Annotated in this window: 26 protein-coding genes, 1 tRNA gene and 1 pseudogene; 21 read left to right on the top strand and 7 right to left on the bottom strand. The window is 57.7% G+C overall.

Annotated elements, in window-relative coordinates; all coding sequences use genetic code 11:
* The first annotated feature begins 146 nt into the window (after window positions 1-146).
* Window positions 147-401: a succinate dehydrogenase assembly factor 2 gene (locus K5K95_RS15600; protein ID WP_007944081.1), complete on the top strand. Its 255-nt coding sequence runs from the start codon at window positions 147-149 to the stop codon at window positions 399-401.
* Complete coding sequence (locus tag K5K95_RS15605) at window positions 385-837, top strand: protein YgfX (protein WP_222590144.1); 453 nt, start codon at window positions 385-387, stop codon at window positions 835-837. The genes K5K95_RS15600 and K5K95_RS15605 overlap by 17 nt, the downstream gene beginning before the upstream one ends.
* On the opposite strand, the gene nadB is transcribed toward K5K95_RS15605, so the two are convergent.
* Window positions 806-2422 carry an L-aspartate oxidase gene (gene nadB, locus K5K95_RS15610; protein WP_222590145.1) on the bottom strand — a complete coding sequence of 539 codons (1617 nt, stop codon included), beginning with the start codon at window positions 2420-2422 and terminating at the stop codon, window positions 806-808. The genes K5K95_RS15605 and nadB overlap by 32 nt on opposite strands.
* 557 nt (window positions 2423-2979) lie before the next feature.
* On the opposite strand from nadB, the gene rpoE reads away from it, so the two are divergent.
* The 4 genes from rpoE to K5K95_RS15630 all read left to right on the top strand — a co-directional run bounded on the left by rpoE (window position 2980) and on the right by K5K95_RS15630 (window position 6745).
* A complete protein-coding gene (gene rpoE / locus K5K95_RS15615; protein WP_007944079.1) occupies window positions 2980-3561 on the top strand; it encodes an RNA polymerase sigma factor RpoE in 582 nt (193 codons plus the stop codon).
* 30 nt (window positions 3562-3591) lie between these two features.
* A complete protein-coding gene (locus tag K5K95_RS15620; RefSeq protein WP_222590146.1) occupies window positions 3592-4179 on the top strand; it encodes an RseA family anti-sigma factor in 588 nt (195 codons plus the stop codon).
* A gap of 8 nt (window positions 4180-4187) precedes the next feature.
* Complete coding sequence (locus tag K5K95_RS15625) at window positions 4188-5141, top strand: MucB/RseB C-terminal domain-containing protein (protein WP_222590147.1); 954 nt, start codon at window positions 4188-4190, stop codon at window positions 5139-5141.
* Window positions 5142-5323: 182 nt separating this feature from the next.
* Complete coding sequence (locus K5K95_RS15630; RefSeq protein ID WP_222590148.1) at window positions 5324-6745, top strand: DegQ family serine endoprotease; 1422 nt, start codon at window positions 5324-5326, stop codon at window positions 6743-6745.
* Window positions 6746-6823: 78 nt separating this feature from the next.
* On the opposite strand, the gene K5K95_RS15635 is transcribed toward K5K95_RS15630, so the two are convergent.
* Window positions 6824-8257 carry a M48 family metalloprotease gene (locus tag K5K95_RS15635; protein ID WP_222590149.1) on the bottom strand — a complete coding sequence of 478 codons (1434 nt, stop codon included), beginning with the start codon at window positions 8255-8257 and terminating at the stop codon, window positions 6824-6826.
* Window positions 8258-8355: 98 nt separating this feature from the next.
* Between K5K95_RS15635 and K5K95_RS15640 the strand changes: the two genes are divergently transcribed.
* Both K5K95_RS15640 and K5K95_RS15645 read left to right on the top strand, forming a co-directional pair.
* Complete coding sequence (locus tag K5K95_RS15640; protein ID WP_222590150.1) at window positions 8356-8595, top strand: sulfurtransferase TusA family protein; 240 nt, start codon at window positions 8356-8358, stop codon at window positions 8593-8595.
* A gap of 30 nt (window positions 8596-8625) precedes the next feature.
* Window positions 8626-9696, top strand: a complete 1071-nt coding sequence (locus K5K95_RS15645; RefSeq protein WP_222590151.1) for an AI-2E family transporter — start codon at window positions 8626-8628, stop codon at window positions 9694-9696.
* Between the two features lie 82 nt (window positions 9697-9778).
* Here K5K95_RS15645 and K5K95_RS15650 read toward each other — a convergent pair whose 3' ends face one another.
* Both K5K95_RS15650 and K5K95_RS15655 read right to left on the bottom strand, forming a co-directional pair.
* Entirely contained in the window at window positions 9779-10252 is a 474-nt protein-coding gene (locus tag K5K95_RS15650) for a peroxiredoxin (RefSeq protein ID WP_222590152.1), read from the bottom strand.
* Between the two features lie 10 nt (window positions 10253-10262).
* A complete protein-coding gene (locus tag K5K95_RS15655; RefSeq protein ID WP_019692529.1) occupies window positions 10263-10823 on the bottom strand; it encodes a glycine cleavage system protein R in 561 nt (186 codons plus the stop codon).
* A 328-nt stretch (window positions 10824-11151) separates the two neighbouring features.
* Between K5K95_RS15655 and dapA the strand changes: the two genes are divergently transcribed.
* The 5 genes from dapA to K5K95_RS15680 all read left to right on the top strand — a co-directional run bounded on the left by dapA (window position 11152) and on the right by K5K95_RS15680 (window position 14841).
* On the top strand, window positions 11152-12030 hold the full coding sequence (gene dapA / locus K5K95_RS15660) for a 4-hydroxy-tetrahydrodipicolinate synthase (protein WP_222590153.1): 879 nt from the start codon (window positions 11152-11154) through the stop codon (window positions 12028-12030).
* 17 nt (window positions 12031-12047) lie between these two features.
* Complete coding sequence (gene bamC, locus K5K95_RS15665; protein WP_222590154.1) at window positions 12048-13163, top strand: outer membrane protein assembly factor BamC; 1116 nt, start codon at window positions 12048-12050, stop codon at window positions 13161-13163.
* 4 nt (window positions 13164-13167) lie between these two features.
* Window positions 13168-13926: an MBL fold metallo-hydrolase gene (locus K5K95_RS15670; protein WP_222590155.1), complete on the top strand. Its 759-nt coding sequence runs from the start codon at window positions 13168-13170 to the stop codon at window positions 13924-13926.
* A 28-nt stretch (window positions 13927-13954) separates the two neighbouring features.
* A complete protein-coding gene (gene purC, locus K5K95_RS15675; protein ID WP_008034929.1) occupies window positions 13955-14668 on the top strand; it encodes a phosphoribosylaminoimidazolesuccinocarboxamide synthase in 714 nt (237 codons plus the stop codon).
* 83 nt (window positions 14669-14751) lie between these two features.
* Window positions 14752-14841, top strand: a tRNA-Ser gene (locus K5K95_RS15680).
* A 671-nt stretch (window positions 14842-15512) separates the two neighbouring features.
* Here the strand turns inward: K5K95_RS15680 and K5K95_RS15685 are convergent.
* Window positions 15513-15803: a DUF3077 domain-containing protein gene (locus tag K5K95_RS15685; protein ID WP_222590156.1), complete on the bottom strand. Its 291-nt coding sequence runs from the start codon at window positions 15801-15803 to the stop codon at window positions 15513-15515.
* Window positions 15804-16047: 244 nt separating this feature from the next.
* On the opposite strand from K5K95_RS15685, the gene K5K95_RS15690 reads away from it, so the two are divergent.
* From K5K95_RS15690 to K5K95_RS15710, 5 genes and pseudogenes are all read left to right on the top strand, one after another.
* The gene (locus tag K5K95_RS15690; protein WP_222590157.1) at window positions 16048-16353 is read left to right on the top strand and encodes a hypothetical protein; all 306 of its coding nucleotides are present in this window, start codon (window positions 16048-16050) and stop codon (window positions 16351-16353) included.
* A pseudogene (locus K5K95_RS15695) lies at window positions 16350-16580 on the top strand (type II toxin-antitoxin system HicB family antitoxin); the annotation flags it as partial. The gene K5K95_RS15690 and the pseudogene K5K95_RS15695, both read left to right, overlap by 4 nt.
* A 91-nt stretch (window positions 16581-16671) precedes the next feature.
* Window positions 16672-17004, top strand: coding sequence for a hypothetical protein (locus tag K5K95_RS15700; protein ID WP_222590159.1), 333 nt, complete (start codon window positions 16672-16674; stop codon window positions 17002-17004).
* Between the two features lie 316 nt (window positions 17005-17320).
* The gene (locus K5K95_RS15705; protein ID WP_222590160.1) at window positions 17321-17620 is read left to right on the top strand and encodes a hypothetical protein; all 300 of its coding nucleotides are present in this window, start codon (window positions 17321-17323) and stop codon (window positions 17618-17620) included.
* Window positions 17613-17990 carry a hypothetical protein gene (locus K5K95_RS15710; RefSeq protein WP_222590161.1) on the top strand — a complete coding sequence of 126 codons (378 nt, stop codon included), beginning with the start codon at window positions 17613-17615 and terminating at the stop codon, window positions 17988-17990. The genes K5K95_RS15705 and K5K95_RS15710 overlap by 8 nt, the downstream gene beginning before the upstream one ends.
* Window positions 17991-18080: 90 nt before the next feature.
* On the opposite strand, the gene K5K95_RS15715 is transcribed toward K5K95_RS15710, so the two are convergent.
* The gene (locus K5K95_RS15715) at window positions 18081-18680 is read right to left on the bottom strand and encodes a cupin domain-containing protein (RefSeq protein WP_222590351.1); all 600 of its coding nucleotides are present in this window, start codon (window positions 18678-18680) and stop codon (window positions 18081-18083) included.
* A gap of 69 nt (window positions 18681-18749) precedes the next feature.
* Window positions 18750-20711, bottom strand: coding sequence for an FAD-dependent oxidoreductase (locus K5K95_RS15720; RefSeq protein WP_222590162.1), 1962 nt, complete (start codon window positions 20709-20711; stop codon window positions 18750-18752).
* A gap of 216 nt (window positions 20712-20927) precedes the next feature.
* Between K5K95_RS15720 and K5K95_RS15725 the strand changes: the two genes are divergently transcribed.
* The 3 genes from K5K95_RS15725 to K5K95_RS15735 all read left to right on the top strand — a co-directional run bounded on the left by K5K95_RS15725 (window position 20928) and on the right by K5K95_RS15735 (window position 23715).
* Window positions 20928-21965 (top strand): ABC transporter substrate-binding protein, encoded by a 1038-nt coding sequence (locus K5K95_RS15725; RefSeq protein ID WP_222590163.1) that lies wholly within the window; start codon window positions 20928-20930, stop codon window positions 21963-21965.
* 75 nt (window positions 21966-22040) lie between these two features.
* Entirely contained in the window at window positions 22041-22820 is a 780-nt protein-coding gene (locus tag K5K95_RS15730; RefSeq protein ID WP_222590164.1) for a class II aldolase/adducin family protein, read from the top strand.
* A 247-nt stretch (window positions 22821-23067) separates the two neighbouring features.
* The gene (locus tag K5K95_RS15735) at window positions 23068-23715 is read left to right on the top strand and encodes a TetR family transcriptional regulator C-terminal domain-containing protein (protein WP_090181253.1); all 648 of its coding nucleotides are present in this window, start codon (window positions 23068-23070) and stop codon (window positions 23713-23715) included.
* Window positions 23716-23730: the final 15 nt, after the last annotated feature.

A 23730-nucleotide genomic window follows, 5' to 3' on the forward strand; every position in this document is an offset into this window, starting at 1 on the left:
TCATCGCAGGGTAAAGAGTCTGGGGGACATCATAAGGGTGCGCTCTTGAAATGGGTAGTTCACAAAGGCTTGAACATGCCCGACCAAAGCCGGCTGTTCGAGCGTGCCCGGGGCTGTATACTTGCCGCCTATTTGAGGAGCGCTCCATGGTCGAAGATGTTGAACTGAATCGCCTCTACTGGCATAGCCGCCGCGGCATGCTCGAGCTTGACGTGTTGCTGGTGCCGTTCGTGAAAGAGGTCTACCCGCACCTCAATGATGTCGACCGCGATTGCTACCGCAAGCTGCTCGAATGCGAAGATCAGGACATGTTCGGCTGGTTCATGGAGCGCGCCGAGTCCGAAGATCCGGAGCTTCAGCGCATGGTTCGCATGATCCTGGATCGTGTCCAGCCCAAGTAACGCGTTCGAATGCCGCTGGCATGCCTCACGGCAATTGCTGGCGGCTTATGTCTTGGCCCAGCTGTTCGCGCTGGGTTCGCTGTTTCTTCTTTCGATACCCGTCTGGGCCAGTTTGCCTGCCTTTGCGCTGTGCCTGGCGCATGGCGTTTGGCTGCTGCCGCGACAGATCCTGCTGACACATCCACACGCGTTTCGCGGTTTGCGTCGCGATGCCGATGGCTGGCAATTGTGGAATCAAGCGGCGGGTTGGCAGTCCGTGCAGATGCGACCGGACAGCCTGGCATTGCCGTTGATGGTGGTCCTGCGATTTCGTCTGCGAGGCGAGCGTCACGTCAGATCACTCTGCGTCCCCCACGATTCGCAGGCGGCGGATGTCCATCGCCGCCTGCGGGTTCGACTCAAGTTCAGTCGACGTAGGTGGGCGGCACCAGAATAGTGTCCAGGGCGACGGGCAGCATGTTCGGGTAGTCGAGGGTGTAATGCAGGCCGCGGCTTTCCTTGCGCTCCATCGCTGACTGGATCATGAGCTCGGCGACCTGGGCCAGGTTGCGCAACTCGATCAAATCGCGACTGACCTTATAGTTGCTGTAGAACTCGTCAATCTCGTCCAGCAACAATCGCACCCGGTGTTGCGCGCGTTGCAAGCGCTTATTGGTGCGCACGATGCCGACGTAGTCCCACATGAACCGCCGCAATTCGTCCCAGTTGTGCGCAATGATCACGTCTTCGTCGGAGTCGGTCACCTGGCTCGCATCCCAGACGGGGAGGGTGACAGGGGCCGAAACCTGCGGCAGTTGTTCAAGAATGTCCGCCGCCGCCGAGCGGGCGTAGACGAAGCACTCCAGCAGCGAATTGCTGGCCATGCGGTTGGCGCCGTGAAGACCGGTGAAACTGGTTTCGCCAATGGCATATAGGCCGGGCACGTCGGTGCGACCGTTCTGATCGACCATCACGCCGCCGCAGGTATAGTGCGCCGCCGGAACCACCGGGATCGGTTGCTTGGTGATGTCGATGGAAAACTCAAGGCAGCGTTCGTACACCGTCGGGAAGTGCGACTTGATGAATGCTTCGGGCTTGTGGCTGATGTCCAGGTAGACGCAGTCGACCCCCAAGCGCTTCATTTCATGGTCGATGGCGCGGGCGACGATGTCCCGTGGCGCCAGTTCTGCACGCGGGTCGAAGCGCTGCATGAACCGTTCGCCATTAGGCAGCTTCAGGTGAGCACCTTCACCGCGCAGGGCTTCGGTGATCAGGAAACTCTTGGCTTGCGGGTGATAAAGGCAGGTCGGATGGAACTGGTTGAACTCCAGATTCGCCACCCGGCACCCCGAACGCCAGGCCATCGCGATGCCATCACCGCAGGCGCCGTCAGGATTGCTGGTATAGAGGTAGACCTTGGCCGCGCCACCGGATGCGAGGATCACGAAACGGGCACCATAGGTGTCGACTTCACCGGTACCGCGATTCAGCACATAAGCGCCCAGGCAACGATCGCCTTCAAGGCCCAGGCGTTTTTCGGTGATCAGGTCAATGGCGACCCGCTGTTCCAGCAACTCGATATTCGGCCTCTGTCTGGCCTGGGCGAGCAAGGTTCTGAATATCGCCGCGCCCGTGGCATCGGCGGCATGAATGATGCGCCGATGACTGTGACCGCCTTCGCGGGTCAGGTGAAATTCGAATCCACCGTCTTCGGTGCCGGATTGTTCATCGCGGGTAAAGGGCACGCCTTGGTCGATCAGCCATTGAATTGCCTCTTTACTGTGCTCGACGGTAAAGCGCACGGCATCTTCGTGGCAGAGGCCACCGCCGGCATTGAGGGTGTCGTCGACGTGGGATTCGACAGTATCGGTGTCATCCAGAACGGCGGCGACACCGCCCTGGGCCCAAAACGTGGAACCGTTGGCAAGGTCGCCCTTGCTCAGTACGGCGATACGCAAATGACCGGGTAAAGTCAGCGCAAGGCTCAAACCGGCAGCGCCGCTGCCAATGACCAGAACATCATGTTGAAACTGTTGGCTCATTTCAGGATTCCGCTCAAAGCGACCCGGGTCGGGGTTGGCGCAAGACTCCTGGAACGGCGAGTCGAGGCAGCCACACAGCCCACTAGTATATAGAGGGGGGGAGCGGCACAATACCCGAGCGCATATGGCATTGTGAAACTACTGTGACGGAAAATATCTGACGCTTCGTCGGATGGTTTTTTCGCGGGTTCGGCGACAACACGACTGTATCAGCGATTTAACATTCTTTTTCTATTCACGGTTGCACAATGTCGCATTCGCCCGGCTATAAATATTTGGAACTTTTGCGGAAGGCTCAAGATCAATAGACGGTGCCTGAAAAGAAGGACAGTGTCGGCTTCAGGATGGGACGTGCGGTTGGTCCTTCCTGGCGGATCCGATGACAAGATTATTCGCGCAGCCGGGTCATGCCGAGCTGCGCTTTTCGTGCGTGCCAAATCAGAGCCCGCAGGAAACTTGCTTGGAGGGGGAGAACTTTTGCGAAAAGCCCGAGTCTATGTTTGCAAGCCTGGTCGTTTAGTTATGCAAGCCTCCTCCGAGCTTATCGAGGAGTGTTCATGCTAACCCAGGAAGAGGATCAGCAGCTCGTCGAGCGCGTTCAACGCGGCGACAAGCGAGCTTTCGATCTGCTAGTGCTGAAATATCAGCACAAAATTCTCGGGTTGATCGTGCGTTTCGTGCACGACACCCATGAAGCCCAAGATGTGGCACAGGAAGCCTTTATCAAGGCGTACCGCGCACTTGGAAATTTTCGCGGAGACAGCGCGTTTTATACGTGGCTTTACCGCATCGCCATCAACACGGCGAAGAACTATCTGGTTTCACGCGGCCGTCGGCCGCCGGATAGCGATGTCAGTTCCGAAGATGCAGAGTTCTACGATGGCGATCATGGCCTCAAGGATCTCGAGTCGCCAGAGCGTGCATTGCTGCGGGATGAGATCGAAGGCACCGTCCATCGAACCATCCAGCAACTGCCAGAAGATTTACGTACGGCGTTAACTTTACGTGAATTCGATGGTCTGAGTTACGAGGACATTGCAGCCGTCATGCAATGTCCGGTGGGTACCGTGCGCTCCCGGATTTTCCGCGCTCGGGAGGCCATCGATAAAGCCCTGCAGCCGTTGTTGCAGGAAAACTGAGACAGCGGCGATAGCCAAGAGAGGAACGCCATGAGTCGTGAAGCCCTGCAGGAATCGCTGTCCGCAGTGATGGATAACGAAGCGGACGAACTGGAATTGCGTCGGGTGTTGAATGCCTTTGACGATGTCGAAACCCGTGAAACCTGGGCTCGTTATCAAATCGCTCGGGCAGTAATGCACAAGGATTTGCTGCTTCCACGCTTGGACATCGCTGCGGCAGTTTCTGCTGCGTTGGCTGACGAAGCCGTACCGGCAAAAGCATCTCGCAGTCCATGGCGCAGCCTGGGTCGACTGGCCGTTGCCGCTTCGGTAACCGTTGCCGTACTGGCAGGTGTTCGTCTGTATAACCAGGACGAGATCGCTGGTGTTGAGCTGGCACAGCGTTCCAGCCAACAAAGCCTGGTCGCTCCTCAAGTTAAAGGCCCAGCCGTATTAGCAGGCTACAATGAGAGTTCGGATGCCACTGGCCCTATGGCCAACGGCGTATTGCAAGGTCAGCCAGGCTGGCACGATCAGCGTCTGCCAGGCTACTTGCGCCAACATGCTCAACAGGCTGCACTGAAAGGTACTGAAAGCGCTCTGCCTTACGCTCGTGCAGCGAGCCTGGAAAACCGTTAAGGAGGATCATGCGCGCCATACCTCTACTTTCGCTTCTGCTCGGTGGCTGGTTTGTTGTTCCAGCCTATGCTGATGAAGCCCAGGACTGGTTGACACGCCTGGGCCAAGCCGAGCAACAGCAAAGCTTTCACGGCACTTTTGTTTACGAGCGTAACGGTAGTTTTTCTACCCATAACATCTGGCACCGCGTCCAGGATGGCAAGGTCCGAGAGCGTTTACTCCAGCTCGACGGCTCAGCGCAGGAAGTCGTGCGCATTGATGGTCATACTCAATGTGTCAGCGGCACCCTGATCGCAGGGCTTGGGGATTCCCCCAGCTCCGCTGCTCGTTCACTCGATCCACAAAAGCTGAAGAATTGGTACGACCTTGCCGTGATCGGCAAGTCGCGCGTGGCTGGGCGGGCGGCAGTGATCGTTTCACTGGTACCCCGTGATCAGCACCGATACGGTTTTGAACTGCATCTGGATAAAGAAACCGGCCTGCCCCTCAAGTCATTGCTGCTTAATGAGAAAGGGCAACTGCTGGAGCGGTTCCAGTTCACGCAACTGGATACCGATGTACCGCAGGAAAGTGAATTGCAGCCGGGCCCCGACTGTAAAGCTATCGCCCTCGATAGTGACAAGGCGTCTGCCGCCAAGGTTGCGCAAGTCTGGCATTCGGACTGGCTACCGCCAGGTTTCGAGTTGACCAGCAGCAATGCCCGCAAGGATCCTGAGACCAAAACCCAGGTCAACAGTCTGATGTATGACGATGGTCTGGCGCGTTTTTCGGTGTTTCTTGAGCCGTTGAACGGTGCGACCGTCACCGACACTCGCACACAGCTAGGACCAACCGTTGCTGTTTCTCGACGCTTGACGACTCCTCAAGGCGAAATAATGGTGACTGTGGTCGGCGAGATTCCAATAGGTACTGCTGAACGGATTGCGCTGTCCATGCGCACCGATGCCACTGCAACCAAGTAGTGAGCTGATGCCGAAATGTTTGGTGAGCATTTCAATTTGCAAAAAAACCTGAATTTTTCTATAGGTCAGAGCCTCACGGCTCTGGCCTTGTTTTGTTGTTCCCGGAACAAAAATACCGGCGTATCTTTCCCGGTGTTCCTTGCTCCATATCGCTTAACCATGCTCGTCGTAACGGGAGCCGTATGTCGATACCACGCTTGAAGTCTTATCTCTCCATTTTTGCCACCGTGCTGGTGCTCGGTCAGGCGGTCACTGCTCAAGCAGTCGAATTGCCTGACTTCACGCAACTGGTCGAGCAGGCCTCGCCTGCGGTGGTAAACATCAGTACCACGCAAAAACTGCCAGATCGTAAAGTTTCTGGCCAGATGCCTGATCTTGAAGGCTTGCCGCCCGCGCTGCGTGAGTTCTTCGAACGGGGCATGCCGCAGCCGCGCTCGCCTCGTGGTGATCGCCGTGAAGCGCAGTCCCTGGGTTCGGGTTTCATCATCTCGCCTGATGGTTACATCCTGACCAACAACCATGTGATCGCAGATGCTGACGAAATCCTGGTTCGTCTTGCCGATCGCAGTGAGTTGAAAGCCAAGCTCATCGGCACAGATCCACGTTCCGACGTGGCATTACTGAAGATCGAAGGCAAAAACCTGCCGGTACTGAAACTCGGCAAATCCCAAGACCTGAAAGCCGGCCAGTGGGTTGTTGCCATCGGCTCGCCGTTCGGCTTCGATCACACGGTGACCCAAGGCATCGTCAGTGCCATCGGTCGCAGCCTGCCGAACGAGAACTATGTACCGTTCATCCAGACCGACGTGCCGATCAATCCGGGTAACTCCGGTGGCCCGCTGTTCAACCTGGCCGGTGAAGTGGTCGGGATCAACTCACAGATCTACACCCGCTCCGGTGGGTTCATGGGCGTGTCGTTCGCGATTCCCATCGACGTCGCGATGGACGTTTCCAACCAGCTGAAAGCCGGTGGCAAAGTCAGCCGCGGCTGGCTGGGTGTGGTGATTCAGGAAGTGAGCAAGGATCTGGCCGAGTCTTTCGGTCTTGAAAAACCGGCCGGTGCGCTGGTGGCTCAGATCCAGGACGACGGCCCGGCAGCCAAAGGTGGTCTGCAGGTGGGCGACGTGATCTTGAGCATGAACGGTCAGCCGATCATCATGTCTGCCGATCTGCCGCATCTGGTCGGTGCACTGAAAGAAGGCGCCAAGGCCAATCTCGAAGTGATCCGTGAAGGCAAACGCAAAAATGTCGAGCTGACTGTGGGGGCGATTCCTGATGAGGGTTCGGAGCTGAATTCACCGCTTAAATCCGGTGCTGAAGCCAGCAGCAATCGTCTGGGTGTTGCCGTCGGCGATTTGACCGCTGAGCAGAAGAAGACCTATGACCTCAAGGGCGGGGTGGTTATCAAGGAGGTGCAAGAGGGTCCAGCTGAACTGATCGGCTTGCAACCTGGCGATATCATTACTCACCTGAACAACCAGGCCATCAGTGACAGCAAGCAGTTCACTGAAATTGCCAAGGCGCTGCCGAAGAACCGCTCGGTTTCAATGCGGGTTCTGCGTCAAGGTCGTGCCAGCTTCATCACCTTCAAACTGGCTGAATAAACCAGTAGATGGCTGAATAAGAAACCGCCTCGAAAGAGGCGGTTTTTTTGTGCGCGGAATTCAGGTTTCTTGTGACTGTCAGCCCATCATGTCCTTGATCATGCGCTCCTGCTCCATCAGTTCGCGTTGGCGCGCATCGATGCGCGAAGACAACGGGAAGTTGGTACCCGCCTTGCGTTTGGCGAAGTCCAGTTGCTGGATGGCCTGACGGTAATCCCCAACCAGAGCAAAGTACTCTGCACGCGCCTGATGCAGGCCAATGATGTTGCCCGACAGGCCGCGAGTTTCGGCCACCTGATACCAGACATCTGGATCGTCGGGACGCGACTTGAGCAGGCCTTCTAGGGCCTTTTCAGCGTCGGCGGTGCGGTTCTGTTTCAGCAACAGATCTACACGCACCTGGTTCAACGGATAGTTGCCGGGATACTGGGTGAGCATCCGGTCGACACGCGTCTGCGCATCGGGCAGGCGGTTGTTGGTGATGTCCAGATCGACCTGTGCCAGGTTGTAGATGATCTCGTTCGGCGACTTGGCCAGTAGCAGCTTGAGGTTTTCCCGAGCTTCATTGAGCTGGCCGCCTTTGATCTGGGCAATCGCCAAACCATATCGGGCGACGTCGCTGCTCGGGTTCTCATCGAGTTGCGCGCGGAAACGTTTGGCGCCCAGTCCCGGGGTTTCTTCATAGATCAGTTGGACGCGCGCACGAATCAGCTGATAGCGCATCGTATCTTCGATACCGCCCGGTTTAGCTTGTTCGGCCCGGTTGCGGGTGTCGGCGATACGCGATTCGGTTACCGGGTGAGTCAGCAGAAATTCAGGTGGTTTGGCATCGAAGCGGTATTGGCGCATCAACCGCTCGAACATCGTCGGCATCGACCGTGGGTCGTAACCGGCCTTTTCCAGATTGAGGATACCGATACGGTCGGCTTCCTGTTCGTTCTGGCGCGAGAAACGTCGCTGTTCCTGAATGGCTGCTGCCTGAGTACCGGCAATCGCCGCGATCCCCGCGTCACCAGCGCCGGCCGCCGCAATCACGATACCGGCCAGCAGGGCTGCCATCATCGGTACTTGCATGCGCTGTTGCGCTTCAACGCCACGGGCAAAATGGCGTTGCGACAAGTGAGCCAGTTCGTGGGCCAGTACCGACGCATATTCGCCCTCGGTCTGCGCGTTGAGGAATAGTCCGCCGTTGACCCCGACGATCCCGCCCGGCGCCGCAAAGGCGTTGAGTTGCGGGCTGTTGATCAGGATGAACTCCAGGCGCCGGTCATTGACCTGGCTGGTCTCCACCAGGCGGTAAACGCTGGATTCGACGTAATCCTTGAGCTGCGGATCGTTGAGCTGTTTAACCTGGCTGCGCAGCAGCGCCAGCCATGCGCGGCCCAGTTGGTATTCCTGTTGCGGCGAGACGATGGCAGAACTGGCGTCGCCGAGTGACGGCAAGTCGTCAGCGAAGCCCGGTGAGGCGAGCAGGCAAGCGAGCGTCAGCAGGGTAGGGCGCAAAAAAGTCATGCACAAAGCCTTAGTCGACAAAGAGCTTACTGTAGCCGGACACTTGGCTTGGGACCAGATATTCTAGGCAACACCACCACCTGACCCGGAGTGACGCAATGACCGATGCTGTAGCCCATGACGCCGAACTGGACGCCAGTGGCCTCAATTGCCCTTTGCCCTTGCTCAAGGCCAAGCTGGAACTCAATCAGCTGGCCAGTGGCGCTGTGCTGAAGGTCACCGCGACAGATGCCGGCTCCCAACGCGACTTTCGCACCTTTGCCCGATTGGCCGGTCATACGCTGCTTCGCGAAGAAGATGAGGCGGGTGTTTACCGCTATTGGTTGAAAAAAGCCTGAACCTGCTGCGTTCATTTCTAAGGATTATTGATGTTCAAGGTGTTACGCGACTGGATTCAGCGCTACTTTTCCGACGAAGAAGCCGTGGTGTTGGCGGTTCTGCTGTTTCTGGCATTTACCGCCGTACTTACGCTGGGTGGCATGCTCGCGCCGGTGCTGGCCGGGATGGTACTGGCGTATCTGATGCAAGGCCTGGTCCTCACGCTCGAGCGCCTGCGCATTCCGGGCGCTGTCGCGGTAGGGCTGGTCTTTGCATTGTTCATGGGCGTTTTGCTGGTCTTCATCGTTGTCGTGGTGCCGTTGCTTTGGCATCAACTGATCACGCTGTTCAATGAACTGCCGGGCATGCTTGCCAAGTGGCAATCGCTACTGTTGCTGCTACCTGAGCGTTATCCGCATCTGGTGTCCGATGAGCAGGTGTTGCAGGCCATCGAATTGGCGCGGGGCGAGATCGGCAAGTTTGGCCAGTGGGCGCTGACCTTCTCGCTGTCGAGTCTGCCGCTGCTGGTGAACATCATGATCTACCTGGTCCTGGTGCCGATCCTGGTGTTCTTCTTCCTCAAGGACCGGGAGATGATCGGCCAGTGGGTGCTTGGTTACCTGCCGCGTGAGCGTACGCTGATCACACGGGTTGCCCATGAGATGAACCGGCAAATCGCCAACTACATTCGCGGCAAGGTCATCGAGATTGTCATTTGCGGTGGCGTGACTTACATCGGTTTCGTCGTTATGGGGCTCAACTACGCGGCGCTGTTGGCGTTGCTGGTGGGCGTGTCGGTGGTGGTGCCGTATGTCGGGGCGGTAGTGGTGACGGTTCCGGTGATGCTGATTGCGTTGTTCCAGTGGGGCTGGAGTGACCAGTTCATCTATTTGATGGCGGTCTACGGAATCATTCAGACCCTGGACGGCAACGTGCTGGTGCCGCTGCTGTTCTCGGAGGCGGTCAACCTGCACCCGGTGGCGATCATCTGCGCAGTGTTGTTGTTTGGCGGGTTGTGGGGTTTCTGGGGGGTATTCTTTGCGATTCCCCTGGCGACGCTGTTCAAGGCTGTGCTCGACGCGTGGCCACGCAAGGAGCCGATAGTGGCGCCCCTGCTCTAACGCTCAGCCCTGATTCTTCAGTGAGGCTGAGCGTCTCTTTGCGGGCTTGCCCGCGAAGGCGTAATAACAGGCAACAGATGAATCAGGCCTTGTTCAGTGCCTGAGCTGCAGCCAAAACCGCGTCCACATGCCCTGGGACCTTCACGCCACGCCATTCCTGGCGCAGCACGCCATTCTTGTCGATCAGGAAAGTGCTGCGATCCACCCCCATGTATTCCTTGCCATACAGCTTCTTCAGCTTGATCACATCGAACAGCTGGCACAGCGCTTCTTCCTTGTCGCTGATCAGCTCGAAGGTGAACGCCTGCTTGGCTTTGAAGTTTTCGTGGGATTTGAGGCTGTCACGGGACACACCGAATACTTCGGTGTTGGCCGCTTTAAAGGCTTCAAGTTGATCGCGAAAGCCTTGACCCTGAGTCGTGCAGCCCGGCGTGCTGTCCTTCGGATAAAAGTAGATCACCACTTGCTTGCCCTTGAGGCTCGCGAGGCTGATGGTCTGCCCGCTGGTGGCGGGTGCTTCGAAGTCGGCAACCGGTTGGTCGATGGCAACGGCCATGAAAGCTTCCTTACATTGGGTTTTGTGGGCGCCACGGTTCGATCAGGGCGTCGAGGTTCAGCGCGTCGGCGAAATCCAGGAACTGATCGCGCAGCCAGCTGATTTGCACGCCGGCAGGCAAGGTCACGGTAAACGTGGCATTGAGCATGGTGCCGCCGGTTTGCGGCGCCTGATACGTGTCGCACGTCAGGTTTTCCAGTTCAACGTTGTGGTCCATGAAGAACTGGCACAGCTCGTTGATGATGTCCGAGCGATAGGCCGAGCTGACATATGCGACGTACGGCAAGGCCTGTGGACGGTTCTCCAGAGCCGCGCTGCGCACCACGTTAACGGTGAAGGCGTGCTTCTTGGCAAGGCTCGACAGACTGCCTTCCAGGCGCGCCAGGGCGTCCCAGCTGCCGGAGATCTCAAGGACCAACGCGCTGCACTCGCCATGACGGGTCAGGCGAGAGGTGACCACGGCGCAGCGATTTTCATGGCTGGCGCGGCACAGGACGTTAGTCAGCTCCATGGGGTTGGCGCCGAGGGCACTGATGACAAGGAATTGTTCGCGAACTGTGGGGGTGGACATGCAGCATTCCTAAAGCGATGAGCGGTCGATACCTTAATGGGCGTTTTTACCGGGGACGAGCCTGCGGATGCGAATTCAGAAAACCCGAGCCGGAAGGTTGCAACCTGCTCCAGAGTGGCAGGAACGAGGGGTGGCAACGCTGGATCGGGGCTTGTGATGCCGAAAATGAAGGCTGGAACCCGGCGTACGAGCTTATCAGTACCGATCAAAGTCTGAAGGGTAGCGAAAAGCAGCGCCAAGGGGAATGGCAGCAGCGCAGTACTTCGCTTGTACAAGCATCTTGGCGCCAGTACCATTACGGCTCTCTTTTTCCGGCAGGAGCGGTTGCATGATTGCGGGCAGTATGGTGGCACTGGTCACACCCATGGATGCACAAGGTCGTCTCGACTGGGACAGCCTGAGCAAACTGGTGGACTTTCACCTGCAAAACGGCACCCACGCCATCGTGGCGGTCGGCACCACAGGTGAATCGGCCACCCTTGACGTGAACGAACACATCGAAGTGATTCGTTACGTGGTGAAGCAGGTTGCAGGGCGCATTCCGGTGATCGCCGGTACCGGCGCCAACTCGACTCGCGAAGCCATCGAGCTGACCACTAATGCGAAGACCGCCGGCGCCGACGCTTGCCTGCTGGTCACTCCGTATTACAACAAGCCGACCCAGGAAGGCTTGTACCAGCACTTCAAGGCCATCGCCGAAGCCGTCGACATTCCGCAGATACTGTACAACGTGCCGGGTCGTACGGCGTGCGACATGCTGGCTGAAACCGTGATCCGCCTGTCGACCGTGAAAAACATCATCGGCATCAAGGAAGCCACCGGCGACCTGAGCCGTGCCAAAGCCATCATCGATGGCGTCAGCAAGGACTTCCTGGTTTTGTCTGGTGACGACGCCACCGCAGTCGAACTGATCCTGCTCGGCGGCAAAGGCAACATCTCGGTCACCGCCAACGTTGCCCCGCGCGACATGGCCGACCTGTGCAACGCCGCCCTGAAAGGCGACGCCGTTACGGCCCGTGCGATTCACGAAAAGCTGATGCCGCTCAATAAAACCCTGTTTATCGAATCCAACCCTATCCCCGTGAAATGGGCTCTGCATGAAATGGGCTTGATGCCGGACGGTATCCGTCTGCCGCTCACCTGGCTCAGCGCTGCCTGTCACGAACCGCTGCGGCAGGCCATGCGCCAGTCCGGCGTACTGGTTTAATTGAGGAAGCACTACGCATGAAGCGATTGGCCGGACTTTCCGCACTTGCCTTGATTATCTCCAGCACCAGTGGCTGTGGATGGGTCTGGGGCCCGGAAGGTTATTTCCGTGACCGTGGTAGCGATTACCTGGAAGCGCAACAGACTGCACCCATGCAATTGCCGCCGGACGTCAGCACCGCCAAACGTCTGGACCCGCTGCTGCCTATTCCGCGTAACGTCGCTGATGACACCGTCAAGGGCGAATACGTCGTGCCGCGTCCGCAGCCGTTGTCGGCAGGGGCCGACGCTACCGGGTATTCCCTGCAAAAGACCGGTGATTCGCGCTGGATCGTTGCCCAGAATCCACCCGCTGAAGTCTGGCCAGTGGCCGTGCAATTCTTCCAGGACAACGGTTTCCGTCTGGACGAACAGCGCCCGCAAACCGGTGAATTCACCACCACCTGGCAACATTCCGACGAACTGTCCGCAGCGATGGCCAAGCGCCTGAGCGCAGCCGGCGTCGCACCCGACAGCGAAACCCGCATTCGGGTGCGTATCGAGCCGGGCGTGCAACGCAACACCAGTGAAGTCTATGTGGTCAGCGCCGAGCGTCCTGCCGGCAGCACCGCCGATGTGGCCTTCACCAACCGTTCGGTCAACACTGGCCTGGACGCAGCATTGGTCGACGACATGCTCGCGAGCATGAGCCGCACTTCTGAGAAGGGCGGTTCGGTTTCGATGCTGGCTTCGCGTGATTTCGATACGCCAAGCCGGGTCAGCCTGAGCGAAGACGGCAGTGGCAACCCTGTTCTGAACGTCGGCACCGACCTGGACCGTGCCTGGTCAAGCGTCGGTCGTGCATTGGAACAAGGCGAATGGCGCGTTGAAGACATCAACCGCAGCCTGGGCCTGTACTACATCAACCTTTCCGAAAAAGCCGAGAAGAAAGACGAGAAGCCTGGCTTCTTGAGCGGCCTGTTCGGCAGTGCGCCGACCAAGGAAGAAGTTGAAGCCCGTGCCGAGCGTTATCAGGTTCGCCTGAGCAAAGTGGGCGAGAACGTACAGGTCACCGTCGAGAAAAACATCAACACTGTGGCGCCGGCAGAAGTGGCGCGCAAAGTGTTGAGCGTGATTCAGGACAACCTGGGCTGATCACATGCGTTTTGCCGTTCTCGGCAGCGGTAGCCAAGGGAACGGCACGCTGATAGCCAGCGCTGACACGTATGTACTGGTCGATTGTGGTTTCTCCCTGCGGGAAACCGAAAAACGCCTGCTGCGACTGGGTGTGAACCCGGCTCAGCTGAGCGCGATACTCGTGACCCACGAACATGCCGACCACGTGCATGGCGTGGGTTTGCTGTCTCGGCGCTACAATCTGCCTGTCTACCTCAGTCGCGGTACCCTGCGCGGGATGCGCAAACCGATCGAACCGGCTGGCCTTTTGGCTGGCGGCGAGCAACTGCAGATCGGAGCACTGAGCATCGGGGTCATTGCCGTGGCCCACGATGCTCAGGAGCCGACGCAGTACGTCTTCAGTGACGGTGAGCGGCGCTTCGGCCTGCTGACTGACCTGGGCTCGTATTGCGACAAGGTGCTGGACGGCTATCGGGACCTCGATGCGTTGATGATCGAGTCCAACCATTGCCGTGACATGCTCGCTCGTGGTCACTACCCGTACTTTTTGAAGCAGCGGGTGGGCGGTGAACTGGGACATTTGAACAACCATCAGGCGGCATTCCTGGTGGCCGAGTTGGGCTGGCAAGGCCTGCAACACCTGGTCCTGGCCCATCTGAGCAGCAAGAACAACCTGCCGCAGCTGGCCCGGCAATGTTTTGTCGACACCCTCGGGTGCGACCCGGACTGGCTGCAATTGGCCGATCAAGATTCAGGGCTCGACTGGCGACACATCGCCTAGCCCACCTACTTAGCAAGCGGAGCCCATCATGGAAAAACGTGAAGAACTCTACCGCGGCAAAGCCAAATCGGTTTTCAAGACCGACGACGCTGACCGCTTGATCCTGCTGTTTCGCAACGACACCTCGGCGTTCGACGGCAAGCGCATCGAGCAGCTCGACCGCAAAGGCATGGTGAACAACAAGTTCAACGCCTTCATCATGCAGAAACTCGAAGCGGCCGGCGTACCGACCCAGTTCGATAAACTGCTGGGCGACAACGAATGCCTGGTGAAAAAACTCGACATGATCCCGGTCGAGTGCGTCGTGCGTAACTATGCCGCTGGCAGCCTGGTCAAGCGCCTGGGCGTCGAAGAAGGCATGAAGCTCAACCCTTACACCTTCGAACTGTTCCTGAAGGACGACGCCAAGGGCGACCCGTTCATCAACGAATCTCACGTCGTGGCCTTCGGTTGGGGCACCGCCGAGCAGCTGGTTCGCATGAAAGAACTGTCGCTCAAGGTCAACGAAGTCCTGAGCAAACTGTTCGACGACGCCGGCCTGCTGCTGGTCGACTTCAAACTGGAATTCGGCGTGTTCTCCGACGGCTCCATCGTCCTGGGCGACGAATTCAGCCCGGACGGCTGCCGTCTGTGGGACAAGGCCACCGGCAAGAAAATGGACAAGGACCGCTTCCGTCAGGGCCTCGGTGACGTCATCGAAGCCTACGAAGAAGTCGCCAATCGTCTGGGCGTACCGCTTTAATCGACGCAAGCATCTGATAGCACGGAAAAATTTCGCTTAGGGGGTTCGCTTCCGGCAAAAGTGTTGTTATGATGCGCGCCGTTGGAGAGATGCCAGAGTGGCCGAATGGGACGGATTCGAAATCCGTTGTACCTTCACCGGTACCTAGGGTTCGAATCCCTATCTCTCCGCCATTACATAGAAAAAGCCCCGTAACTGAAAAGTTACGGGGCTTTTTCATTTCAGAGTGTTTTCCGATTCTACTGCTCATTTCTACGACTCAATCACCCGAAAAATAAGGTTGGCACTAGCCGACTGCCCCGTTACCGTTCGTTATCTGTCTCCTGAGCCTTTGAGGGTGATACCCTTGAGCCATCATTGATCTGAAGTGGAAGGCCGCATGAAAAAGGGATTATTTTTGGCAGCGGTGATCGCAGCCTTAGCGCTTTCAGGGAATGCCTATGCTCGTGGTAGCAGCTTTGGCGGACATTCGTCGTCCAAATCCAGTTATTCGTCCGTGAGTCGTTCTGATCATGCTATCAGCGGATATACGCGGAGTAATGGAGCGTATGTCCGGCCTTCCCACGCAACAAACCCAGATACCACCAGGAACAATAACTACAGTACGAGAGGGAATGTAAATCCGTACACTGGAAAATATGGCACTAAGCCTCGCGATTGAGATGTGGTCAAGTTTTCAGGCTTCTGTCTGGACGGTATCCAAATCCCTGTCTCTCCGTCATACATAGAAAAAGCCCCATGGCTGAAAAGTCACGGGGCTTTTTTGTTTCTGGCATTTCGGTTAAGGCATTTGAAACGGTGAACGCGCCAAGACGTCGGTGCGATTGTTCATGATGGCCAGCAGCTATTTTTCAGCCGGTTTGCCCTTGCAGGATGGCTTCGGCGAAACCGCCTTCACCACATCATCAATCAGCGCTTTACCCATTGCCGTCAAATAGTGCGCAGCCCAGGCATGCCGGTCGGTGTCTTTTGCGTAAGCCGCGTCCTCTGTTAGCGCTTTGGCCAGGAACAGGAAGTCAGAGGCTTGTGCCAATGCAATGCTGACGGGTACACCCGCGCTGACATGGAATAGAGCATTGTCTGAACAGTAGATGGGTGTGAAGCCGAGCGTTTTTGCTTCTACTGATTCGGTCATTGACCACCTCCAGTGATGGAGAGACAAAGCAAAGGCGTGTTACGTAAATCGGAAGCGAGAGAGTGAAGCGAGACTTCGAGCGGATTTATGGTGCGCATTGTTCAGTTCCCTTGATTTGAGGAGCTGCCGCATTCGATACCAAGCGAATGGGTGGCAGCTGTACGCAGGTTGGTAAACCGGGGAATCAAGGAAACCGGCACGTCCGAAAACGTCCCACGCACAGCCACCATAAACAGAATTGCAGATGGGGCAAAAACTCTGCAATCGAGTTGGAGGCGCTGTTACGCCATATTCCACCAGGTTACCAAGCCCGGTCGCTGAATGTGCAGCGACGTCTGGAGAGTATCCCGTCGAAGATATGGCCAACAAGGCGGTCACCTGCCCAAAAGCACTGCAAGCGTACCTCCTTACGCAACTCTCGGATTTTGCCTACAACTTCACCGAGAGTCACCCAGATAATCTGGCTCTGCCCCAGTCTTACAAAGAAGCAAAGCCCTACCAGATTCGTGATGCCTCGGCTTTGCTTGAACAAGCAGGAATCACCCCGTGAACATAATTAATTACCAAGGCTATGCGGGCCGAATTGAATACAGTGACGAAGACGGTTTGTTTGTCGGCCAAATCGCGGGTATCAAAGATGTGGTTAGTTTTCATGGCGTTTCAGAACGGGAGCTTCGAAATGCATTTGAAGAAGCCGTCACTGATTACCTGGAGACATGCGCCAAGCTTGGGCGTGAGCTGCAGAAGCCCTATTCGAGCTGCAGCGGGACGAGAATCAAAAACTACTCCTGATCTGAGAGTACAAGGCGGATCCCCCTCATTAGCTATCATGCATAAAGAGCTAATTCACCGGATGGCGGGGCAGACCATGAACAGATGGCGACGGCTTTGGTTGATTATCAAGCTGATGGCAGCCGTTGCGGCCTGTGTCGCCGTTGCTATTCAGGCTTTTCTCTACATGCTGGATAGCCCCGACGCAGCGCAAATTCATCCTTTGAGCATTGTGGTTGCCGGGCTGATCTTTGGCTTCATCACCTTTGGAATTCTTTCACTGATTGAAATCGGGTTCTTGGGGCTTGTAGGCTTTTTCCTCCCCAGCACTCCTCCAACTCCAGCAACACCTGAGAGCGATGAAGGGCTTTCGCCGCAAGGCCCTCTGGCTCTGCAATCTGACGACCCGGCTCATCAGAAAAATCTGTGAAGCCGACGATTTTCAGCCTCAGAAAAAAGCGTTGTGGACGGATCCTACAGAGAGAATTCCGGGCTTACGCAACGGTGCGAATCTTCTTACTTCGTACGCAGATACGTCCGAGATTGATCGAGGGTATATTCGATTTGTAGCGAAGGCCCGGATATTGACATCGCGGTCACGCAAAAAAACCGAACGTGGCACACCATCTGATGGTTGTTCGTTTAATCGAAGATTTATTCCCTCAAGGAAGAGGTGGCGATGTACAGCGGCGGTGAACAGGAGTTTCAGAATGGCGATCAGCCCGGGGATGTCGCGAGGTTAGCCAATGCCTAGGGATATTCATCTGGATACGGGGCGGTTAGCCAATATTTTCAAGGCGCGAATAAAAAATACCGGGTGCCCATTCTGTGAGCACGATGAGTGGGAATTGCCACTCCAGGCCGGTGCAACAGGTGTCGGATTGCCTTGGGCGCGAGGTCAGGAGTATTTACGTTTCGGCACGCCAGCGGTGATGCTTAACTGCAAGCATTGTGGGTTTGTACGTCTGCACTCGCTCAATGCGCTGGCAAATATCATCGTTCAGGACGAGTGCAAAACCAGTGTGCTGGAGGTCAGCGATGAGTGAGCCTTTTGTGCTGGTAAATCTTGATGAGCATTACCCTGACCGTTTCCCAGGCAGCAAAAAGAACGGCAGTGACGATAATGGAAGAAGACCACCAGGTCCTCCAGGAGAAAACCCGATGGAACCGCGTGTATCCCAACTTGAGACACATATCGAATACGTGCGGCGGGACCTCGGCGACCTTCGCGTGGAGTTTCGTGAGCACCGTAAAGAATCCCGAACGGATTTTTGTGAGCACCGCAAAGAAGCTCGTACGGATTTTCGTGAGCACCGCAGAGAGGCCCGTACGGATTTCCGTTTACTGTTCAGCGCGTTGATCACCACGGCGCTGGGCTTGGCAGCCATGATGGGAAAGGGGTTCGGGTGGTTGTAAACGAACGTGAAAAGAAAACCGGCGAAACGCCGGTTTTTTTGCGCAGTTTGCAGGCAGCTGAATCTTTTAGCTTTATAGGTCGACTGACCCTTAGAACGAAGGCGGGGTGATCACCCAAATGACCACTGCGTCCACCTCCCCGGGATTCCCATACCGATGCGGCTCCTGGCTGGAAAAGCTGAAACTGTCGCCTTCACTCAGCTGAAAATGCCGCTCTCCTACCCACAACTCAAAACTCCCGGAAAGCAAATACCCAGCCTCTTCACCTTCATGGCTATAGCTCTGCTGACTGTAAGTCCCCGGTGGAAATCTCGAGTGCAGCATCTCCAGCTGCCGATTTGGTTGTGGTGTCAGCAGCTGATCCACAATCCCGTCTTCGTAATGCACGCTCATTCGCGTGTTCTTGCGCACCACCACCCCGTTGTCCTCAGGCGCGGTATTGCCTTCACTGGCGAAGAACCACTGAATGGTCACGCCCAAACTACGAGCGATGTTGAACAGCGCCGGAATAGAGGGATAAGCCAGGTTTCGTTCCAGCTGACTGATATAGCCCGCCGTCAGCTCACTCATCTGCGCCAGTTCCGCCAGGGTCATGCCCCGACGTTTACGCAACCCACGAATCCGTGTGCCGAGAAAATGCGGTTCTGCCGCCGCGCTGTCCTGTGTGGGCGCGCTGCTGGCAGGCGGCATCTTGCTGCTGTTGCTCATGGCGTGCTCCAAACCGGGGATTGTGTAAAAGCCCCGGAGTATAAAACAGCCTCAAAGCTCCCAGGCGACTTTCAAACCTTCGTAGATGGCTTCTTCGACGGTGCGTGGGGCGAGGCAGTCGCCGATGCGCCGAAACTCCACCAGGCCTTGCAGCTCGGCGCCCAGCGTATCGACCGGTTGATGGCCTTGGCAGAGCACGAGTGTGTCGATGTTTTCGACGAGCATCGGCTCGCCGCTGGCGGTGTGCTGCAGGTAGACGGTGTTGTCGTCGCAGCCATACAGGCGCGCGTAAGGCGTGATCGGAATGCCAAGTTTGTGCAGTTCGCCAGCCAGGTGATCGCGCACATAAAGAGGCAGGTTTTCCCCGCAATGGGTACCGTTGACGGCCAGATGTACCTGGTGCCCGGCGCGGACCAGACGTTCAGCGATGCCAGGGCCGATCCAGTCGCAACGCCAGTCGACCACCATCACGGACCGGCCGATCTGCACTTCATCGCGCAGTACCTGCCAGGCGTCCACCACCTGCAACTCTCCGCCGCGCTCGAACGCTGGCCAATACGGTTCGGCACCGGTGGCGACGATCACCACGTCTGGTCGTTCGCGTTCGACCAGCGCCCGCTCCACGCGGGTGTTGCGCACGATGCGCACGCCGGCCAGTTCCATTTCCCGTTGCAGGTTGGTGCTGGCACCACCGAATTCAGCACGTCGGGGTAACAATTGCGCGAGTAATACCTGGCCACCGAGCTGTGAGTTCGCTTCGTATAGCGTCACGTCATGTCCGCGCTGAGCAGCGACGGCGGCCGCTTTCATCCCCGCCGGGCCACCGCCAGCGACCATGATGCGTTTGCGTTGCTTCGTCAGTTGCCGTTGACCAAAGATCAGTTCGCGCCCGGTTTCCGGATGCTGAATGCAGGAGATCGGCAGGCCTTTGTGAAAGTGGCCGATGCACGCCTGATTGCAGGCAATACAAGCGCGCACATCTTCGACGTGGCCGGTGTCGGTTTTGTTGGGCATTTGCGGGTCGCAGATCAGGGCGCGGGTCATGCCGCATACATCGGCCTGACCGCGCGCCAGAATCAGTTCGGCTTCCTGCGGTTGGTTGATGCGCCCGGTAACGAACAGCGGTATCGACAGACTGGCCTTGAAAGTGCCGGCTTCCTTGGCCAGATACGCCGCTTCGATCGCCATCGGCGGCACGATGTGTACGGCGCCACCCAACGAAGCCGAGGTCCCGGCGACGATGTGCACGTAATCAAGCATCGTTTGCAGCGATTGCACGGCAGCCAGCGATTCGTCTTCGGTCAGGCCTTCAGGGTCGCGTTCATCGGCGGAAATACGCAGGCCGATGATGAACTGGTCATCAGTATTGGCGCGCACCGCCGCGATCACTTCACGCAGGAAACGCAGGCGCTGGTCCAGCTCGCCGTTGTAGCCATCGGTGCGACGGTTGACCCGTGGGTTGATGAATTGCGCCGGCAGGTAACCGTGACTGGCGACCACTTCCACGCCGTCGATCCCGGCTTGATACAAGCGTCGGGCCGCCGCACCGTAACCGGCGACGATCTCATCGATCATCGCTTGATCGAGCGCACGTGGCATCACTCGAAAGCGTTCGTTGGGCACCGCCGAAGGCGAGTAAGCGACGGCCAGCAGGCCATCGCTGGACTCCATGATTTCCCGACCCGGATGGAAGATTTGCGACAGCACCACCGTGCCGTGCGCGTGGCAACTTTCGGCGATTTTGCGATAGCCCTCGATGCAGGCATCGTCAGTGGCCATCAGCACATGCGAGGTGTACCGCGCGCTGTCATGCACACCGGCCACTTGCAGCACGATCAGCCCGACGCCGCCTTCGGCTCGTGCAGTGTGGTAGGCGATCAGTTGCTCATTGACCAGGTTGTCAGTGGGCATCGAGGTGTCGTGACCGCTGGACATGATGCGGTTTTTCAGCCGTTTGCCACGCAGCTGCAAGGGTTCGAACAGGTGCGCAAAAGCAGGGGACGAGGTCGGCATGGTGCGGGTACTCCAGGCGGGCTGAAGCCGAAAGGCCGGGTTTTCGGCGTTGTTATTATTTACCTATAGAAATTTACCTGTAGTAAAAAATCAACTTGTTTTTTTACTATGGCCCGCAGTAGATTCATCTGGCGCCCGCACCTGGGCCGAACCTCACAACAATAAAAAGGGTCACGTCGACGTTCAGTCGAGTGGCACCTGCAAGAGGAACCACTGATGAAATCGAACACGCTCAAGCACGGTTTCTTGTTGCTGTCCCTGGCCATGGGCAGCGTTCAGGCAGCACCGGACATGGTAGTGGTGGGTTACGGCGGCGCCGGTCAGAAAGCCCAGGATGTGGCGTTTTTCCAGCCGTTCAGCGCGGCGGATCACAGCAAGCTGATCCAGAGCGAATACAACGGTGAGATGGCCCGTATCAAAGTGATGGTCGACACCGGCAACGCCGATTGGGACGTGGTGCAGATCGAAGGGCCGGACCTGATGCGCGGTTGCGACGAAGGCATGTACGAAAAACTCGACTGGAAAACCCTTGGGCGCGCCGAGCAATTGATTCCCGACGCGGCGCAGGCGTGCGGTTCGGCGGCGCTGGTGTGGAGCGTGGCGATTGCCTACGACACGCAGAAACTGGCGCAGGCCCCGACCTCGTGGGCCGACTTCTGGGATGTGCAGAAAATTCCTGGCAAACGCGGGCTGCGCAAACGCGCGGTGTACAACCTGGAATTTGCCTTGCTGGCCGACGGCGTGAAGGTCGAGGACGTGTATTCGGTGTTGAACACGCCGCAAGGTGTCGACCGCGCCTTCGCCAAACTCACCGAACTCAAGCCCTACATCCAGTGGTGGGAAGCCGGCGCGCAACCTGCGCAATGGCTGACGGCCGGGGATGTGGTGATGACCTCCACTTACAGCGGGCGGGTGGCGGCTGCTGCGCAAAATGGCAGCCACCTCGGGCTGGTCTGGCCGGGCAGCCTTTATGGCATGGATTATTGGGCAATCATCAAGGGCTCCAAACACGTCGATCAGGCCAAGCGCTTTATTGCCTTCGCCAATCAGCCGGAGGCCCAGGTCAAGTATGTCGAGCAGATCCCTTATGGCCCGACCAATACCGAAGCCGCCGCCAGACTGGACGCCAAGCTCGCGCAATGGGTGCCCACTGCGCCGCAAAACCTCAAGGGTGCGCTGTCGATGGACGTGGCGTTCTGGGTCGATCACGGCGAAGAACTTGAAGAGCGCTTCAACGCCTGGGCCAGCAAGTAGGCGCAAACGGCTGGACGTTTGAAAGCGTCCAGCCTTACTGTCTTGCGCAGTCGATTAGCCTGGAGAACCAAAACAATGAACGAGATCGCTACCCCTCTGCGCAGCGCCACGGAACAAAAGCTGCGAGAAGAGCTGGCCGCCTGTTACCGATTGATCGCGCACTTTCGCATGACTGATCTGATCTTCACTCACATCTCGGTGCGCCTGCCGGGGCCCGAGCATCACTTCCTGATCAATCCGTACGGGCTGATGTTCGATGAAATCACCGCGTCCGATCTGGTGAAGATCGGTCTGGATGGTCGGGCCGTGGAGTCGTCGCCATACCGGGTGAATCCTGCGGGTTTTGTGATTCACAGCGCCATTCACGGTGCGCGTGAAGATGCTCAGTGCGTGCTGCACACCCACACCAAGTCCGGTTGTGCCGTCGCTGCATTGAAATGCGGATTGTTGCCCGTGAACCAGATTTCCATGGAGTTCTACGGGCGGGTTGCTTACCACGACTATGAAGGCGTGGCGCTGGACATGAGCGAGCAGCAACGTCTGGTACAAGACCTTAGCGACAAACCGGTGCTGATGCTGCGCAACCACGGTTTGCTGACTGTCGGAGAGACCGTGAGCCAGGCGTTTTTGCGCATGTATTACCTGGAGAAAGCCTGCGAAATCCAGCTCGCCGCGCAAGCCGCCGGTGAGTTGGTATTGCCGCCCGCCGAGGTGTGCGAACACACCGAGCGTCAGTTCAACGACCCCGGCCGTCCGCTGGATGAAGGCGAGTTGAGCGACCCGGGCGCCATGCAACTGGCATGGGCGGCGCTGTTGCGTTTGCTGGATCGGGTCGCGCCGGGTTATCGGGATTGACCCGTGGCCCTGCATTTGTGGGGCTGGCGCCATCGCGAGCAGGCTCGCTCCCACAGGGTTTTGCGGCTGGCGCGAATACCAAGTGCCCCCGGATTAATTGTGGGAGCGAGCCTGCTCGCGATGGCGGCAACTCGGTCCCATGAGGTATGCAACTGCTGGAGACTTGCCACACTCTTGCTGTACAGTCGTTCAGCCCGCGCGCTTTACCGCCGCGTCCCTAACGATTGATCCACAGAGAGTATCGCGCATGAGTCAGGAAGCCCGTTTTTCCCGCATGGAGCCGGAGTTGCGTAAGGCCAACCTGATCGAAGCGACGCTGGTATGCCTCAAGCGTCATGGTTTTCAGGGCGCTTCTATCCGCAAGATTTCCGCCGAGGCCGGGGTTTCGGTCGGGCTGATCAGTCACCACTATTCCGGCAAGGATGAACTGGTCGCCGAGGCCTACCGAGCGATTACGGGGCGGGTCATGAGCCTGTTGCGCGATGCGATGGAGAAGGCAGCGCCGACCGCCCGCGAACGATTGTCAGCGTTTTTTCGCGGTTCGTTTTCCGCCGAGTTGCTCGACCCGCAACTGATCGATGCCTGGTTGGCATTCTGGGGCGCGGTGCGCACGGCCGAGTCGATCAACCTCGCGCACGAACATTCCTACGGCGAGTACCGTGGGATTTTGCGCAAGGTGCTGACCGAGTTGGCACAGGAAGAGGGCTGGGAAAACTTTGACGCCGACCTGGCCGCCATCAGCCTCAGTGCATTGCTCGACGGCTTGTGGCTGGAGTCGGGCCTCAACCCGGGCACCTTTACCCCGGAGCAAGGCATTCAGATTTGCGAAGCCTGGGTCGACGGATTGCAGGCCGGCGGTCGCCAACGGTTTTGCGTCCAGACGACGGGCTGTTGATCACTCGTTCAGCTG

This window comes from Pseudomonas sp. DR48 (assembly GCF_019823085.1).
Taxonomy (GTDB): domain Bacteria; phylum Pseudomonadota; class Gammaproteobacteria; order Pseudomonadales; family Pseudomonadaceae; genus Aquipseudomonas.

Coding starts and splice junctions, on each gene's coding strand:
- K5K95_RS15600 (WP_007944081.1), top strand. CDS start 147: ATGGTCGAAGATGTTGAACTGAATCGCCTCTACTGGCATAGCCGCCGC.
- nadB (WP_222590145.1), bottom strand. CDS start 2,422: ATGAGCCAACAGTTTCAACATGATGTTCTGGTCATTGGCAGCGGCGCT.
- rpoE (WP_007944079.1), top strand. CDS start 2,980: ATGCTAACCCAGGAAGAGGATCAGCAGCTCGTCGAGCGCGTTCAACGC.
- K5K95_RS15620 (WP_222590146.1), top strand. CDS start 3,592: ATGAGTCGTGAAGCCCTGCAGGAATCGCTGTCCGCAGTGATGGATAAC.
- K5K95_RS15625 (WP_222590147.1), top strand. CDS start 4,188: ATGCGCGCCATACCTCTACTTTCGCTTCTGCTCGGTGGCTGGTTTGTT.
- K5K95_RS15630 (WP_222590148.1), top strand. CDS start 5,324: ATGTCGATACCACGCTTGAAGTCTTATCTCTCCATTTTTGCCACCGTG.
- K5K95_RS15635 (WP_222590149.1), bottom strand. CDS start 8,257: ATGACTTTTTTGCGCCCTACCCTGCTGACGCTCGCTTGCCTGCTCGCC.
- K5K95_RS15640 (WP_222590150.1), top strand. CDS start 8,356: ATGACCGATGCTGTAGCCCATGACGCCGAACTGGACGCCAGTGGCCTC.
- K5K95_RS15645 (WP_222590151.1), top strand. CDS start 8,626: ATGTTCAAGGTGTTACGCGACTGGATTCAGCGCTACTTTTCCGACGAA.
- K5K95_RS15650 (WP_222590152.1), bottom strand. CDS start 10,252: ATGGCCGTTGCCATCGACCAACCGGTTGCCGACTTCGAAGCACCCGCC.
- K5K95_RS15655 (WP_019692529.1), bottom strand. CDS start 10,823: ATGTCCACCCCCACAGTTCGCGAACAATTCCTTGTCATCAGTGCCCTC.
- dapA (WP_222590153.1), top strand. CDS start 11,152: ATGATTGCGGGCAGTATGGTGGCACTGGTCACACCCATGGATGCACAA.
- bamC (WP_222590154.1), top strand. CDS start 12,048: ATGAAGCGATTGGCCGGACTTTCCGCACTTGCCTTGATTATCTCCAGC.
- K5K95_RS15670 (WP_222590155.1), top strand. CDS start 13,168: ATGCGTTTTGCCGTTCTCGGCAGCGGTAGCCAAGGGAACGGCACGCTG.
- purC (WP_008034929.1), top strand. CDS start 13,955: ATGGAAAAACGTGAAGAACTCTACCGCGGCAAAGCCAAATCGGTTTTC.
- K5K95_RS15685 (WP_222590156.1), bottom strand. CDS start 15,803: ATGACCGAATCAGTAGAAGCAAAAACGCTCGGCTTCACACCCATCTAC.
- K5K95_RS15690 (WP_222590157.1), top strand. CDS start 16,048: ATGGGGCAAAAACTCTGCAATCGAGTTGGAGGCGCTGTTACGCCATAT.
- K5K95_RS15700 (WP_222590159.1), top strand. CDS start 16,672: ATGAACAGATGGCGACGGCTTTGGTTGATTATCAAGCTGATGGCAGCC.
- K5K95_RS15705 (WP_222590160.1), top strand. CDS start 17,321: ATGCCTAGGGATATTCATCTGGATACGGGGCGGTTAGCCAATATTTTC.
- K5K95_RS15710 (WP_222590161.1), top strand. CDS start 17,613: ATGAGTGAGCCTTTTGTGCTGGTAAATCTTGATGAGCATTACCCTGAC.
- K5K95_RS15715 (WP_222590351.1), bottom strand. CDS start 18,680: ATGCCGCCTGCCAGCAGCGCGCCCACACAGGACAGCGCGGCGGCAGAA.
- K5K95_RS15720 (WP_222590162.1), bottom strand. CDS start 20,711: ATGCCGACCTCGTCCCCTGCTTTTGCGCACCTGTTCGAACCCTTGCAG.
- K5K95_RS15725 (WP_222590163.1), top strand. CDS start 20,928: ATGAAATCGAACACGCTCAAGCACGGTTTCTTGTTGCTGTCCCTGGCC.
- K5K95_RS15730 (WP_222590164.1), top strand. CDS start 22,041: ATGAACGAGATCGCTACCCCTCTGCGCAGCGCCACGGAACAAAAGCTG.
- K5K95_RS15735 (WP_090181253.1), top strand. CDS start 23,068: ATGAGTCAGGAAGCCCGTTTTTCCCGCATGGAGCCGGAGTTGCGTAAG.